This is a genomic window from Moraxella osloensis, assembly GCF_001553955.1.
Taxonomy (GTDB): domain Bacteria; phylum Pseudomonadota; class Gammaproteobacteria; order Pseudomonadales; family Moraxellaceae; genus Faucicola; species Faucicola osloensis.
In genome coordinates, this window is sequence record NZ_CP014234.1 from 1802167 (window position 1) to 1817759 (window position 15593).

Here is a 15593-nt window from a genome sequence, read left to right on the forward strand (position 1 = left end):
ATTTTGACCCACGTCTGATTATCAAGCTGGTTAAATCCGAAAGTCAGTTGGTAGATGTTGCCAATGTTCAATTAGCAGTTGCTTTTGGGTTTCAACGATAGGTAAATTATTTAGCGTATCTCGCCATGTCGCTCTTGCAATGGCTATCACGTCCTTGAGTTCGGATTGAACCACCCGCCAAGGAATATCCGCTTTTTTTGCCCAATATTCAAAATCAGAAAACTCTATCTGATACCAGTTTTTTGACTTGCCAAGATTTAACGCTAAACTGGTTTCGCTAGAGATATAGGCTTTGGTAAACACAATATCATACGCAGGTGATAGCCTTAAACCAAAACCATCAGGATAAATCACACTCCAATTTTTGAGATGAGCATCGCCATTGCCTAATAAAATGTTCACCAGTAATCGTCTTGCCATCTGCTTGACATCTGCAATCCCATTGTCGCTATATTGATAAAGGATTTTGGCGATTTGCTGATAATTACCGCCTTGGTATTTTTCATGGGCATATTTACCAAGAACTTGAGCAAAATCTTCACTATGAATACGTTGAATGTTAACATCATCAATCGTGCTACCACGGTCAAATCGCCGAATGGCATAGGCATAAGGTTCACTGGGTAAATTGAGAATGGGCAAATTATCTAGCTTGTCTAAACGCACCAATTCGATATCGGGAATATCAACGCCTACCATTTGAGCCAATGTCATCATGCTATATTCATTTTCGGCAACGCTTTGATGCACCACAGACGGTGTTTTAATAATCCAGTCCCCTAAATCCGAATCTTTATTAGGATTTGGCAGAGTAAAACGTCCACTTTGGTGTTTCATGGAAAGTTTCATTTGCACACCCGCTAATGAAAAATGCGGGTAGTGTGGTGGCAACGTAACAGTCGTAGCATGACCAATATTGGCAGAATCAAAAATATAGCTAGGCACGGCATCAGGTTCAACACTTTCGGCTACCAACGCCCCAGGCAAATCATGACCTAAATAAGACAATAACTCAAATTCATTATCCTGATGAATTTTTAAACCTTGTGCCAACAGCAATCTTAAAGACCCTTCTGGCAATAAATTGGAAAGTAGCGGATTCAGCCTTTGGCGATTCACCCATTGTTCAGACAAGCGTTTATTCGCATAAGGAAAATCGGGGCGATTGGTTAAACTAAGCGTAGGGCGATTGTCGTCCATGACAAATTCTTGTGCAAAGGTTAGCACATTTTTGCCATTGTCAAAACCCGCCAAATAACCCACCAAACGACCGTGCAAAGTTAATTTCAGTACTCGAACTTTCATGCTTCCATATCCTCTAATAAGCCTTGCCATGGGTTATCAATTAAGCGTTGAATGTCATCTTTTATCGCTTTGTCTTCATTTAAAATAGCCAAAACCTGTCTTTTCTTTTCATTAGGGATAAGCATAAGTTCAGAATTTAAACCTTTAGCGATTAACGCTAGCGTATCAAGGCGGGGATTACCTTTCGATTCAATCTGCTGATACTGTTGTCGTGACACACCAATTCGCATCTGCATATCTTTTTGTTTAAGCTTTAGAGCGATTCGACGTTGTTTGATTTGCTCAAGTAAATTCATTAGCGGATATCCTTGCTATGCTTTTCATTGCAATATATTAATTTTTTATTTTCTTACAAGCAATATATATGTTTCCTAAAAAATTAAAAGAAATTTATATATTGCTTTTAACCTAGAACTGTTACGTGAAAATATCTAAATTGAATTATAAAATTTTTTAAATTAGAAACCTAAAGCGAAAAAATATAATTAATTATTATTTAATAATAGAATAAATATAAAATTGAATAAGACCATTTTTTCATTCAGAAATTCTAAAATATATCGAATTTAAGAGAAAAAAGTCGGAGTAAAAATTGGCTCATTTTTTGTGCCATAAATCAGAGTTAATTGGAGAAAAATGACGTTAAATTACCTTAAATTCAATTGCAAATAATTTTCTTCATCTATTGAAAAGACACAGGTTATAGAATAATATAACTTAAGGTCATTTAATAGAAATTTGCTCCACAGAATTGCCAAGGTCGGGGTCGCGAGTTCGAATCTCGTTTCCCGCTCCAAATTCAAGAAAGCCTAACTTAATAGTTAGGCTTTTTTATTGTCTATAAATCCGCCTGTATCAAGGCTTTCAAGCTTTGTGCCCCTTTTTTTACTAAAAATGCTTTGTTAATTTAACTAATCAATTTTTTGCAAAATTTTAGACCGTGACCAAAACGTGACCATTTTGTGACCACGCATTTTTTACCATTTTTTAAAGTGACCCCGACCGTAAATCTGGATATGTAATGAAATTTAATATTTTTTTAAGTAAATCTAAGTCGCACATATTTGTTGAATAGAACAAAAATCCAATACGAATACGCCTTTAAAAGTGATTTATCAATCTAACATCTTAAGAATATAATTAGACAACATCTATATAGTTTGCTAGCCTAAACCAATGCTTATTAGCCAATTTCCTTTACTATGACCATCAATAACTTGCTTGACGAACTAAACCCTGCCCAGCGCAAAGCTGCCACCACCGATAGCCAAAATACATTGGTACTAGCCGGGGCAGGCAGTGGTAAGACCAAGACTATTGTGGCTCGTGCGGCATATTTGATTGATAAAGGTGTGGTAGCCAATGAAATCCAAATCGTCACCTTTACCCGCCGCGCTGCTAGCGAGATTGTCACCCGTGTCGAAAGTCACTTAGGATTGCAAGCAGAAGGGCTGCGCGCGTCCACCTTCCATACCTTTTGTCTAAGTATTTTGCGCAGATATCCCAAGGTCTTTGACTTAAAGGGCTTTAACGTTATCGACCGTGATGATCAAATTATGATGTTCAAACTGCTACGGGGTAAGTTCGAAGATAAACGTGCCAAAGAGGCAGCGGCTAAGGCTAATCAAACATCGACAGGTAAAACCATTACCTTTCAACGTAAAAAAGCCGCTCAAACCATTAGCGAAATATTACCTAAGCCCAAAGAGCTTGTTGACTTATATTCTTACTCGCGTAATACCCAAATCTCACTCAAAGACGCGTTATACAAGCAACTGCCAGATTTTCAGCCTGCTTATGATGAAATCAAAGCAGTCATGAAAGGTTATGAAGCGCAAAAGCGAGAACGTCATTATCTCGATTACGATGATATCTTGGAATATGTTGCACGCTATTTAAATGCCGATGATTGGCTCCTTGAACGAGTCACTGAAAACACCAAGTATCTGCTCGTCGATGAAATGCAGGATACCAATCCGCTGCAGTGGTTACTGCTGCAACCCTTTATTGGACGCACGCAGTTGTTTTGTGTGGGGGATGATGCCCAGTCGATTTATGGCTTTCGCGGGGCAGACTTTGAAAATATTCATAGTTTCAAAGAAAGAGTACCCGATGCCGAAGTGCTAACACTGGATTTAAATTACCGCTCTACCCAAGAAATTCTAGATTTATCCAACTGGCTACTTGATCGAAGTGAACTTGATTATAAAAAACGGCTTACCGCACATCGCGGTGAAGGGATTAAACCGGTACTGCATAGTTTTGGTAATGAGTTTGATGAAGCGCGATTTATCGTCAGTGACTTAAAAAAACGTTATGACAAAGGGGCACCGTGGCATCATCATATGATTTTGCTGCGCTCAGCGTTTTCAGGTCGACAAGTGGAAAGCGCACTCATTGCTGCAAATATCCCGTATGTGTTTATCGGTGGTACCAAATTACTGGAAGCGGCGCATGTTAAAGATTTAATCAGTATGCTACGAGTGACGGTTAATTATCTAGATGAACTCGCTTGGATTCGTTTTTTAACGCTTTGGGATGGCATCGGCGATGCTGGGGCAGGGAAGCTAGTAAATGAGTTTTTAACCTTACCAGACTTGAATGCTTGCATTGATGTGCTTGATAAGAAAAGCAAAGTACCCAAACCTGCTATTGAAGCACTTAAGGAGCTTGCTAAGCTACAGGAACTGCCAGAGAAAAGCATTGATATCGCCTTTGATGCGTTGAGTGATCAATTGCAAAAGAACTATGAGAAAAAAGACTGGGACAGCCGTGCCAGAGATTTTGATTTAATTAAACAACTTGCCATGCGTCACAATACCTTGGCAGACTTTATTGAAGCGTATGTGTTAGATCCGATCTCGCACAGCGAAGTCAATAAGCAAGACAACAATGACTTGGTCACACTGATTACCATTCATTCTGCCAAAGGCGCTGAGCGTGAAGTCTGCTATATCGTTAATGCATCAGTGGGACAATATCCGCATCTGCGCGCCCAAGACAGCTTTGAAGAAGTGGAAGAAGAACGCCGTGTGCTGTATGTGGCGATGACGCGGGCAAAAGATGAACTGATTATCACACGGCAAAACTTAAATACCTGGGCGACGAGCCGGGTTGATGGGCAAAATCGGACGATTGAAAGTTATTTTTTGAGTGAAGTACCGACTAATTTGTTGCCAAATTATAGTGGCTTTAATTCATTTGGTGGTTTTAGAGCTGATAATTCGTTTCATCAACCGCTGAAGAAAAAGCCCAAAATCGGTATTGATTTTGATGATTAAGATTTTTTAAGCCTTTTAACAAATCCAGATATGCCGTTCTAAGGATTAACTTTACTCTTACTACAACAAGTATTTTAACCAATAATTGTTTATAATTAGATTTAAAATTAATGAAATGGAAGTTAGCTTATGAATGTCAAATTTGCGTTATTCGCAGGATTGTTGTTAAGCGTGCAAGCATTTACTTTAGATAATACAGCCAATCAAACAAAGCCTACCAATGATGTGCCAACCCAAGCCGATATTCAGCGCCTATTTGATGAGGAAGTCAAAGCCATCAATCGCAATATGATTATCAATAACCCGATGTACTCAGGTGATTATCATACTGATATGCTCACACAGCAAATATTAGGCTCGATGCAGTATAAAGCTAAAATCAACAAAGCCGTGTGTCAGCCTACTGATAAGCCAAATACCTACGACTGCTTAGTGCATACCATGTCAAATGTGATGGGTTATCAAAGCGTTAATAAAAGCGCAATCACCGTCAAACGCATTGGCGGTGAATTGGTCTTGGTTAAATAAAGCTAGGGCAGAATTTTTCAAACGATTGGTCATTTAAAAAACTATTTCGTATTTAGCATTTATCAGCAAGTTGGTTTGTTAACTATTCTGCATTAATTTTTGTCGAATTAATGGTGAAATATTTTGTACCAATTGCTGATATTCATCATCTACTTTGACTTGACCAAAGGTCGGACTACTAGCCAAAATACTTGGAATTGCCAGGTGATTTAGCGGGGTGTCATCTTTAAAATGGTCAAGTTTTGGTAAATCTTCTAGATAACTGACCACGTCATCTAAGGTCAACAATTTGCCGTGTAAATCAAACCCAACATTTAAAATACGGCCACCAATATCCGCCATACGATCATGAATATGACCATGCAGATGATAGTAGCCTTTGTGACAACCATCCCATTCAGCAATCGGATAATGAAACAATACTAAAGTTCTACCGAGTTCTTTAAGTTGCAGTTTTAGATAACTTTGAGCCGAATATAGCAATGGATGACCATCGTGCTTTGATGTGGTCAAAAACTTGTCTAGGTGGTCTTGAATAATATCATCGTGGTTACCAAAAATTAAATGATGACGACCGTTTAGCTGCGATAATACCTTGTTGATGTGTTGTAGGTTGTGTGAAAACGTCAAATCACCCAAGTTATATACGTCATCATCTACGCCCACGGTATCGTTCCACATCTCAATCATGTATTGATCAAGCGTATCAATGTCGCCCTGATAGCTAGGCTGGGGGCGAGTGTGAGGACAAAATTTTGCAATATTTCGATGTGAAAAATGCAAATCTGAAGTAAAAAAAATGTTACTCATTTTGCGTTCTCTTTATTCTAATTTTTCTAAAAATTGTTGGACAAAAGCGATTTTCTGTAATTCATCAAGCTGATTAAACGTATCTTGATGTGCTTTGATATGATCAATCAGTGGATAATATTCTTCATCCACTTGCTGCTTACTTAATTTACTGCCCAAATTTTTTTCTTGGCTACGTCCAAAAAATTTCGACACCAGATAATAAGGTGACTTTAATTTAAATAATAAATCTTGCGTTTGGCTATCAAACACCATAAAACCTTCGTGTTTAACGGTTTTTAATAGGGTTTTTAACTCACCAAAACGGACGTTTTTTAGCGTAGTAGGGCGTTTTAAACCAAACTTTTTACCAATTTCATCCAACTGCTGCTCACTAAATAAGTTGCCTGTTGCTACATCCCTTATACCAATAAGTGTTTCACCAAAGGCTTCAGGAATAATATGAATGTCACTTGGGTCAGTAATCTCAAATAAAAAGGTATGATTAGCAAACTGTTTAAATACAGGTTCATATTTCGTGCAATGCTCACGCGTCATGAGCGCAAAACTGCTATCAAGTGATCCAGTAGTCGAATATAGCACTTGTCGATCAAAGCTAGCACCAGTACTTGGGTGATTATCATCGAGTTCAACATAAGTGCATACACCCAAAAATCCGTTTACCTTAACCACGGCGTCGACCAATCGATCGTCACTCATCGCAATGGGATAGGGACTATTTTTAGCAATACGTTCAGAATAGTTAAATACCTTGTTAAATGGTCGCACAATAATACGGTTATGCTTATCAATCACAAGTCCGCGCATTTCTAACAAGGCATTATCAAAGCCGTTTTCGTAAAATACCTTACGCGCGTATTTTAAAACGAACAGATCTGGATAGTTTTTACTTTGTTTTTTGACGAAATTTTTGCGTGCAAAGGTCAAATAGTCATCGGTGACAAACGTCTGTTGTACCTCGTCAAATGGCAATTTACCCTGACTAAATACATGCATTTTGTTAACTAACTGCTGAGTTAACGCATCAATTGGCTTAATGGCAGGAACATGGATTTCATCACGTAATTTGCTGTTATTCAAATTGATATAAGCCGTCAACACATCTGCTTGTTTGACGTTATGCGTGTTTTCAAAAAAATTGTGTAAACGGTAAATTTCAACCTCAAAGCCAAACTTTTTCGCCATCTTAATCAAATGGATACAAGCTGAACCTTTTTGATTCGTGTTTGAATTGACAATTAATATATCTTGGTTAGGGTGCTGTTGCCCTTGCTTAAGCATATTTTTAAATGTCGCAAGATTTTGACGTTGGGCTTTATCCACCAAATCACCTGACCAACAATACATACCATTTTCATCAGTGAGTAATAGGTCATTTTCTAAATGGACGATGGTTGCATTGGGATACGCTTGAGCAAATTTGCCTTGCTGCTGTCTGGCAAACGTGGTTTTCCCAGAGCCTTGATGGCCACGGATTAAAATAAATTTTTGCATAACTAGCCCCTTATTCATTGCATCTTTATAACTGCGGTTAAACAATGAAAATTAAGATTGAAAAATGCAAAATTTAGACAAAATAAAGACATGGACTAGAACATAAAGGCTAGTCAATACGTGATTTGGTCAAATTTTACATGTACAAACCGAACAATTTTGTGAGAAAAATTGTGGTTTTGGCGGGGTCGTAGCTCAGGGTTGTTACGCTATCACGCTTTTATAGCGAACAAATGTAGGATCACTATTAACAAAAGTAGATAAAGTTTTTGTTAATTTCTAGATTTTAGTTTAGTTGGTTCTTCATTGTCAAGTTAATCGTATCTCTATTGATTTAAAACAAGGAACTTATGTTGTGCTTAAATCATTGTAACTTACCAAAACATAGAGCTTGACACGTTAGAAGTGTCTTACATTATGCAGGATAAATATAGATAACAGTATGACAGCACAGAAAAAACCATATTACGCATATGTGTATCTTTTCAATAAAAAAAGGACTGACTTTCAGTCCTTTTTTTATTATTAAAGTTAATGGCTAATTAAAGACCCATCGCAGGATCAGTAATACCGTGTTCACCCGTCTCAACATGTCCAGCAAAACGGCGTAACCAGTTGGCATCTTCTTTTATTGTCACCTCAAAATCATACCAACGGCCGCTATCTGTTAAATCCCAATGCACTTGTTGTTCTTTACCTGCGGCAATCATAACTTGCATTGCTTTAGTGCTGTCAAAATACGCTTTTGGGGTGATGATAAAGGTCAGCGCGGTTGCAGATTGATTCATGATATCAACATAGACATTGCCATTGGCAACATCGTAGCAGACACGGATTTCTGCTTTGTTTTTGCTTAAAGTATTGCCAACAAAATGACGGTGATAACCATTATTGGACAATACCCATAGGTCATACAACCCATCGGTATTGACCGACCAAGTATCATTTAACTGTTTACCTGCTTCCACTGCATAACGGCGTGGGATACGGTTCAAATCCAATTTGTTATACACATGAAACACGCAGCCTGCTGTGCCTGTATTGGCAAATACTAAGCCCACGTTTTGACTATCCACATGTGCCGTGGTGTGCAATCGATATGGCAAAGCGCGAGAAGGTTGATAACCGGTGGCTTGTTTGGGCATCACTTGATTGGCAGGGACACTAATTTGTGGCAATTTTTCTTGATTGCTACGCAACGTGTCGGCATCCTGACGGGTCTTTTTACCAGCCAACATTGGTAGTACTTCGTTGTTTGGTTCTTTAAAGTTAAAAGCAGAGGTCAAATCACCAAGCATGGCACGGCGATAAGGTGAAATGTTGGTTTCTTTTACCCCAAAACGTGCCTCTAAAAACTGTAAAACGGATGTATCCCCCACTGTCAGAATAGTTGTCACCCCCACCTAAACAACCCAAATGGGGGAAAAGGAGACAACCATGGCACAATACAGTGCAGAACGCAAACAAGCAATATTAAACAAACTGCTATCGCCTGAACTAATTAGCATAGCGCAATTAGCCCGAGACGAACACATCGCCGAACAAACCCTATATAATTGGCGAAACCGAGCCAAACAACAAGGGAAAGCCGTGCCGACCAACGATAAAACCAAAGACTTAAGCCCTGAGACCAAGCTCACCATCATTATTGACACTGCCAAGCTTAACGAAACTGAGCTTGCCGAATACTGTCGCAGCAAAGGGCTCTACCCTGAACAAATCGCCCAATGGAAAACACAGACCCTCACAGGCTTTAGCACAAGCGAACAACAAACCCGCCTAAATCGAAAACAGCAGCAAGCCGACCAAAAACAAATCAAACAACTCAAACAAGAAATCAAACGCAAAGACAAAGCGCTTGCGGAGGCAGCTGCCATACTGATCTTGCGAAAAAAGCTCAATGCCCTATGGGGGGAGGACGAGGACGAATGACCACTCTTGCACAGCGGCAACAACTCATTACCCTCATTGACCAAGCTACCGACAAAGGCGCAAGACTTCACATCGCCTGCAGCGAGGTTAGCATTAGTAAACGCACCTATCGACGCTGGAAGGCGGACAAAGACAACACAGGGGATAAGCGCCCCATCGCTGTTAGACCTGCCCCGAGTAATAAACTAAGTGACATAGAACGCCAAGCCATCCTTGATGCCTGTAATGAACCCCGCTTTGCCAGTCTACCGCCGAGCCAAATCGTTCCCACCCTACTTGATGAAGGCATTTATCATGCCTCAGAATCAAGCTTTTACCGTGTTTTAAAGGCGCACAACCAACTTCAGCCTCGAGGACGTGCCAAAGCCCCTAATCCTCGTAAACCGCCAGATACGTTTATTGCCACCAAGCCTTGCCAAGTGTTTTGTTGGGATATCACTTATTTACCAAGTACGGTACGTGGACAGTTTTATTATCTGTATATGATTGAGGATGTCTATAGCCGTAAGATTGTAGGTTTCGAGGTGTATGACAGGGAAGCGGGTGATTTAGCTGCTAAACTACTAGAACGTACCCTGCTTAATGAGAAAGCGATTGGGACAGGGGTGATACTGCATTCGGATAATGGGGCGCCGATGAAGTCGCAAACCCTGCGAATGAAAGCCTATGAGCTTGGGGTGTTAACCTCTTATAGCCGTCCTCGGGTGAGTAATGATAATCCGTTTGCCGAGTCGGTGTTTCGTACCGTTAAATACGCACCAAGTTTCCCTGAGTATGGCTTTGATAGTTTAGACAATGCTCGTGTGTGGGTGATTGATTTTGTTAGTTGGTATAATAATGAGCATAAGCATAGTGGGTTAAATTTCGTGACGCCAAACGAGCGTCATACGCTTAAAGATGGCGATATTCTAGCAAGACGTGAGTCGGTGCTTGTGATGGCAAAGCAGGAAAATCCTGCTCGCTGGAATGGTAGAGCGGTGAGAAATTGTTCGCCTGTTGAGCCAACAGCCCTTAATCCTGTGCGTTTATCTACACGGGTTAATGCCACTGAGGTTTTAGTCGCTTGATTTAAATATGGGTGACAACTATGTTGACAAACACCGCTCTCCTTCGTAGTTTTGCCTTTGTAACTTTCAAAAATCTCTTTTAACTGTTTAGGTTCCAATATGACATTCGATTTATCCGTAATATCAAAACCGACAAATGAAGAATCAGTAATAGATGTAAGCGTCAGAAAAAAGTCTCGTAACGACTGCACATACTCGTCATCGTGCTTTGGCAATAGGACAGCAATTAATTTATCAATATCCATCTAGAGCCTCTTGAATTAATTGGGAAAATAATGGAAAAGTATATTGCCGATGCTCTCGTTGTAACTTGGCTTGATAATCATAATGATGACGTTCTAACTGCAAATCAGCTAAAATTTTTTCAATTGTCATATTGCCCCCAAATAGTTCTTCAGCAATTTTTTTTGGCATATATTGCTTAAGCTCATTAAAAATTTTGGGATTGATAGGCTTAAGTGCATAAAAATCAGCTTTTAAAGATGCCCAAGCCCTTCTTTCAATGTCGATATTTGACAAACGAAGTGGTCTAATTGTTACATTGGTGTCATCATTGACTAGTACCACTTCAGCAAAGTTATCAAAAAAATAAAATCTGTCATCATCTTTTATCACGTCAAATATCAAGGGCTTATGCGAATTTTGGTGAGCAGAAGGAGTAGGGAAGTTTTCACAGTAAATTTGAAAGGCTTTAACTACCGAAGGATGGACAACAAAATTTTCAGTCGTTACAGACAGAGTTTTGGTGGTGATTCTGTGAGTTATTTTTGATGTGTTTTTTGCCATTTCCCTATCTCCCCATCTCGTTTAAATTATTTCACTACTGCTTTACCTAGTGTAGTAAGACGGTATTGTTGGTTAGGGCTATTGGGCTTATCGGGGATGGTCATTTCAATCAACCCTGCTGTTAGGGCGGGATTAAGGTATACTTTTCTAAAGTTTCGGCTGTCCTTTAAACCTAACAAGTCCATCCATTCTTGACGAGTTATCACCTGATTGTCGTAGTTATTTAAGCTTGTCAGTAGTTTTATAGCTTGGGGGTAGCTTGGGGGGTAGCTTGGGGGGTAAATGTATTTTGCTCAATCACGCTTTCATCTAGCATTGCTTTTTGATGAATGGGTAATTTTACTAAGAAATAGGTGCGTTCATCATCCGTCTCAAAAGTTGGCATAGGCGAACCATTCTTTTTCATGGCTCGTAAAATTTTGGGAACACCTGTTGAGCGACCTTCGGTTAAGTCCAACTCCTTTAAGAATTCACCAATACGTCGATTACGATAACGCCTTGTTACAGCACGTCCTGCTTGCAAGTCATCAAGCCTAATAGAACGGTCTGCACCTGGATAGCTTAATATGATGATTTCATCAGGATAAATGCGGATTTCGATGGGATTGCGTTCTTCATAAGAGCGGTGATATACCGCATTGACCACTGCTTCTTCAATCGCAATGAATATCATCATATTTTTTTAGAAACTTAAAAATGAATTAAGTAAGAACCTGTTTACAATTCTATGAAACATACCCATCAATACATATCATAAAAACTTGTCAAACAACCCTAGCAGCTCATCTTCACTCAGCTTGATATCGCCCTCATGGTCGGTGCTTAGGATAGATTGAGCAAGTTCGGCTTTATTTTTTTGCATATCTAAGATTTTCTCTTCAATGCTTTGGTTGGTGATGAGTTTATACACAAACACAGGTTTGTCTTGCCCAATCCGCCATGCCCTATCAGAGGCTTGGTCTTCGGCGGCAGGGTTCCACCAAGGGTCATAATGAATCACCGTGTCAGCGGTGGTCAAGTTTAGTCCCACGCCGCCCGCTTTTAGGCTAATCAAAAACACAGGCACTTGCCCCGATTGGAATGCCTCAATCGCCTCACTACGTTTTTTGGTTTGCCCGGTTAGCTTGCTAAAGCCGATGTTTTCACTCTGCAGTCGCTGCTCGATTAGGGCAAGCATACTGGTAAATTGAGAAAATATCAGAACTTTCCGTCCCTCAGCCACCATATCGGTGACGGTTTCTATCAGATAATCGAGTTTGGCAGAGTGCATGGCTTTGGATTTGACCGCGCTTTTACCCTTCGGCAAGCTATCTAAATTTAACAAGCTAGGATGACAACAGACTTGACGTAATTTGAGCAAGGCATCTAAAATCTGAATTTGACTGCGTTTAAAACCTTGCTGGGCGATGATTTGTTTGATACTGTCTTGCATGGTGGCTCGCACCGCTTCATACAGCTTGGACTGCTCGTCATTCATGTCAATATTGACTTCGATGGTGGTTTTGGGCGGTAGTTCTTTCGCAACGTCGGTTTTTAAACGTCGAAGCATGAAGGGTTTGATTCTATTGACCAGTCGTTCCCGTTTTCGGTTATCGCCTTTTTTCTCAATCGGATGGCGGTAGTGTTTGTTAAACACGTCTTGACTGCCCAAAAACCCTGGCATCAGAAAATAAAACAGTGACCACAGTTCGCCTAGATGATTTTCCATCGGCGTGCCTGTCAAACACAGACGATGTTTGGCGGTGAGTGAGCGTAGCACTTGCGCCGATTTACTGTGGGGATTTTTGATGTTTTGCGCTTCATCAAGAATGATTTGGTGGAATTGGTGAGTTTTCAACAGCTCTTTATCTCGCACCACGAGCGGATAGGTAGTGAGGACGATGTCATGCTGTTTGATTTTGTCAAAATCATCATGGCGATTTGCCCCATGCAGTAGCAAAACCGACAACTCTGGGGTGAATTTTTCGGTTTCTTTTTGCCAGTTGTGCATGAGCGACGTGGGTGCAACGATGAGTACAGGTCGCTCGGTCAAATGCCCTGCTTGTTTTTCCATGAGGATATGAGCCAGCGTTTGGGCGGTTTTGCCCAGCCCCATGTCATCAGCTAATATACCGCCATGTTCAGTCTGTGCCAAAAACTGCAACCAAGCTAAACCTTGCTGTTGATAGGGTCTAAGTTCACCATGAAAGCCTTGAGGCGTAGGTAAATTTGACTGATAGCCTGCTTTAAGTTTTTCGCTAAAAGTTTTAAGTTTTTCTGGCATTTGCCATGCCATACCCAGGGTATGCTCAAGGTCAACTAACTGCTGAGCGTCATACCTATCAATTTTTCGCTCATGTTGTGATAACAGATGGGTTAAATTTTGCAAAATTGGCAAAATATCTTTAAAAGCCACTGCCAATGCGGGGCGACCATTGCCCACGTTAATGGCGAATAGATGGTCTTTGTCAAACAGTTGCTCGATATTTTTATGCATCAGATAAGGATATTGCTCTAGCAAGTATGCCACGATATTCAGTAAATCGTACCGGTGCCCATCGCTATCACTGATTGTTGCTCCGACTTCAAACCAATGATTGCCATCATCACCGTTTTCGCCTGTCAAAGGCTCAACAAGCAATTCTAGGTTTTGGGAAAGGTCAGCGTTAATTGGGCTATCGGCTAAATGCTCGACCTGCCAGCCGATATCACGGAATTTATCGATGGGTAATAAGGTACTTAAGGCTTGATTGTGCTCAATGGTGGCTTGATGTCGGCTGACACTTGAGCCGATTTTGAGCCATTCAAAGGTGTTACATTGTTTTTTTAACCCCCGTATGGCTTTGTTTTCCGCTTTAATATCTCGGTATTGTTGATAACGTTTACCATTTTTTTGGGTAGTAAAAAATGGGATTTCAGCGTCCATTCGGGCAGGGATTTCACCGGTTTCATAGGTAAAGCTAAGCTCGGCTTTGACATATTGTTTGTCTATCCATTGCTGTTGCCAGTAGTCTCGTCGCATATTGTAGGGCAATTGCTGCGTATCAATATGACCAAAGCGAATGATAGGCTGTGGCGTCCCATAGATTTTTTCAATCGGTTGCAGATTTTTAGGTTTGGGTAGTTTGTGCGTTATTTGATGGCTGGATAAAACCTCTGCTACGTCATTTGCCATGGCTTTGGGAATCACAGGCATAGTCAGCAATCGATATAATACGTCATTTGGCATATCACCGATTGTCTCCGCATTGACCCAGCCGATTTGGCTTTTTACTCGGTTTATAAAGGTCAAAGGTTGGGTAAATAGCACATCAAAATTTTCGGTTTGCCCAAAACCATAACGATGTTGTTCGCTGTCTAATAAGCCAAACTCAAGTTTTTCACCCTGTTGTTGTCTATTTTGTTGCCACTGGATTTCTAGGGTTAAAACATCATCCGTCCAAGTGATAGGGTGAAACTGCGCTTCTCGCCAATCCTTATCCCAGTGGGCTTTATCATACAAAATTTTATCGTTGATAAGCTGCTGTAATAAGTTTAGCGGGAGGTCGTTCGCTATCATACTATGCTGCGCAAAAGCGGCACGGTCTTGAGCTTTGACATGGTCATAAATTTGAGTAAATAAGGCTTTGGTAGTAATAGGAATTGAGTAGCTGTAATAAAGATTGCTGTACTGTGTATAGGTTTTAGCCTCACGGATTTCGCCTGATTTGATACGGCGAACTTTGATAAGCTCAAGCTGTAATTGACCAAATTTATGTTCAATTAGATAGACAAAGGGCGAGGGCTCGCTAGTGGCGCTGGGGTTTTTTTGGGTTTTAGCCAATTGCTTCAAGTCTTGCCGTAAGTTTTTGAGCCAAAGACTGGCTTCATCATGGCGTTTGCTAACAGTAAGATGGTTAGAGTTGGGTGCGTTGAAGCTATTGGTTAACGCCTCTTTTAGGGCGTGATAATCCGATGAATTGGGCAGTTCAGTGATTTGTTGTAGTAACTCTTGGATAAATTGCTGATCGCTGGATAGTCGCTTGCCACCAGCATCGCGGGTTTGCTTTTCTTGCGCTTGTAATAAACGTGCCAAAGCTGCACCGTGCTTGCAAAAACTGCCGACAGGGCAGGTACAATCACTTTGGATGATACGCTGGCTTGCTTTGTGATAGGCAATTTGGGTATGGTACTTTTTGGTGCCTTTAATGTCCGCTTGCAGTTGCGTGGTTTGGGCGGTTTCGCTGCGCTGAAGGCTGCCTAGGTCAATTTTACTGACATACTCAAGACTACGACTGATAGTCTGGCTATTAAATTTATGCAGTAAATTGGCGAGGGTGGTGATAGATTTTGGCATGGGCATACAGTTTTTTCGCGGTCAATCACCGCATGAAATTTTTAATGATAGGGCTTAGACAAGGGCATAGATTTT

The 15593-nt window shown here is 40.5% G+C and carries 11 protein-coding genes and 1 pseudogene; 3 read left to right on the forward strand and 9 right to left on the reverse strand.

The window, feature by feature from the left end:
- Positions 1-30 precede the first annotated feature (30 nt).
- Together AXE82_RS07905 and AXE82_RS07910 are read right to left on the reverse strand one after the other, a co-directional pair.
- Positions 31-1305, reverse strand: coding sequence for a type II toxin-antitoxin system HipA family toxin (locus AXE82_RS07905; protein ID WP_062333370.1), 1275 nt, complete (start codon positions 1303-1305; stop codon positions 31-33).
- On the reverse strand, positions 1302-1601 hold the full coding sequence (locus AXE82_RS07910; protein ID WP_062333373.1) for a helix-turn-helix domain-containing protein: 300 nt from the start codon (positions 1599-1601) through the stop codon (positions 1302-1304). Before AXE82_RS07910 ends, AXE82_RS07905 begins: the two co-directional genes overlap by 4 nt.
- Positions 1602-2507: 906 nt before the next feature.
- Between AXE82_RS07910 and AXE82_RS07915 the strand changes: the two are divergent.
- A pseudogene (locus AXE82_RS07915) lies at positions 2508-4481 on the forward strand (ATP-dependent helicase); the annotation flags it as partial.
- A gap of 234 nt (positions 4482-4715) precedes the next feature.
- The gene (locus AXE82_RS07920) at positions 4716-5114 is read left to right on the forward strand and encodes a hypothetical protein (RefSeq protein ID WP_062333377.1); all 399 of its coding nucleotides are present in this window, start codon (positions 4716-4718) and stop codon (positions 5112-5114) included.
- A gap of 78 nt (positions 5115-5192) precedes the next feature.
- Here AXE82_RS07920 and AXE82_RS07925 read toward each other — a convergent pair whose 3' ends face one another.
- From AXE82_RS07925 to AXE82_RS07935, 3 genes are all read right to left on the reverse strand, one after another.
- Positions 5193-5924 carry a hypothetical protein gene (locus tag AXE82_RS07925; RefSeq protein ID WP_062333381.1) on the reverse strand — a complete coding sequence of 244 codons (732 nt, stop codon included), beginning with the start codon at positions 5922-5924 and terminating at the stop codon, positions 5193-5195.
- Between the two features lie 12 nt (positions 5925-5936).
- Positions 5937-7418, reverse strand: a complete 1482-nt coding sequence (locus AXE82_RS07930; protein ID WP_062333384.1) for an RNA ligase — start codon at positions 7416-7418, stop codon at positions 5937-5939.
- Positions 7419-7960: 542 nt separating this feature from the next.
- Positions 7961-8815 (reverse strand): phospholipase domain-containing protein, encoded by an 855-nt coding sequence (locus AXE82_RS07935; RefSeq protein ID WP_227713365.1) that lies wholly within the window; start codon positions 8813-8815, stop codon positions 7961-7963.
- Between the two features lie 40 nt (positions 8816-8855).
- Here AXE82_RS07935 and AXE82_RS07945 point away from each other — a divergent pair.
- A protein-coding gene (locus AXE82_RS07945) for an IS3 family transposase (protein WP_115304601.1) occupies positions 8856-10417 on the forward strand; the annotation gives its coding sequence in 2 pieces (ribosomal slippage) (positions 8856-9306 and positions 9306-10417; 1563 coding nt in all).
- Positions 10418-10651: 234 nt separating this feature from the next.
- On the opposite strand, the gene AXE82_RS07950 is transcribed toward AXE82_RS07945, so the two are convergent.
- The 4 genes from AXE82_RS07950 to AXE82_RS07960 all read right to left on the reverse strand — a co-directional run bounded on the left by AXE82_RS07950 (position 10652) and on the right by AXE82_RS07960 (position 15518).
- Positions 10652-11203, reverse strand: coding sequence for a hypothetical protein (locus AXE82_RS07950; RefSeq protein WP_062333351.1), 552 nt, complete (start codon positions 11201-11203; stop codon positions 10652-10654).
- Positions 11204-11229: 26 nt separating this feature from the next.
- Positions 11230-11409: a Fic family protein gene (locus AXE82_RS12400; protein ID WP_147285570.1), complete on the reverse strand. Its 180-nt coding sequence runs from the start codon at positions 11407-11409 to the stop codon at positions 11230-11232.
- 35 nt (positions 11410-11444) lie between these two features.
- Positions 11445-11879 (reverse strand): ATP-binding protein, encoded by a 435-nt coding sequence (locus AXE82_RS07955; protein WP_062333396.1) that lies wholly within the window; start codon positions 11877-11879, stop codon positions 11445-11447.
- A 75-nt stretch (positions 11880-11954) separates the two neighbouring features.
- Positions 11955-15518, reverse strand: coding sequence for a DEAD/DEAH box helicase (locus AXE82_RS07960; RefSeq protein ID WP_082741492.1), 3564 nt, complete (start codon positions 15516-15518; stop codon positions 11955-11957).
- Positions 15519-15593: the final 75 nt, after the last annotated feature.

Excerpts from the sequence above, each read along its gene's own strand:
- AXE82_RS07920 (WP_062333377.1), top strand. The coding sequence starts at position 4,716 with ATGAATGTCAAATTTGCGTTATTCGCAGGATTGTTGTTAAGCGTGCAA.
- AXE82_RS07955 (WP_062333396.1), bottom strand. The coding sequence starts at position 11,879 with ATGATGATATTCATTGCGATTGAAGAAGCAGTGGTCAATGCGGTATAT.
- AXE82_RS07910 (WP_062333373.1), bottom strand. The coding sequence starts at position 1,601 with ATGAATTTACTTGAGCAAATCAAACAACGTCGAATCGCTCTAAAGCTT.
- AXE82_RS07905 (WP_062333370.1), bottom strand. The coding sequence starts at position 1,305 with ATGAAAGTTCGAGTACTGAAATTAACTTTGCACGGTCGTTTGGTGGGT.
- AXE82_RS07925 (WP_062333381.1), bottom strand. The coding sequence starts at position 5,924 with ATGAGTAACATTTTTTTTACTTCAGATTTGCATTTTTCACATCGAAAT.
- AXE82_RS07960 (WP_082741492.1), bottom strand. The coding sequence starts at position 15,518 with ATGCCAAAATCTATCACCACCCTCGCCAATTTACTGCATAAATTTAAT.
- AXE82_RS07950 (WP_062333351.1), bottom strand. The coding sequence starts at position 11,203 with ATGGCAAAAAACACATCAAAAATAACTCACAGAATCACCACCAAAACT.
- AXE82_RS07930 (WP_062333384.1), bottom strand. The coding sequence starts at position 7,418 with ATGCAAAAATTTATTTTAATCCGTGGCCATCAAGGCTCTGGGAAAACC.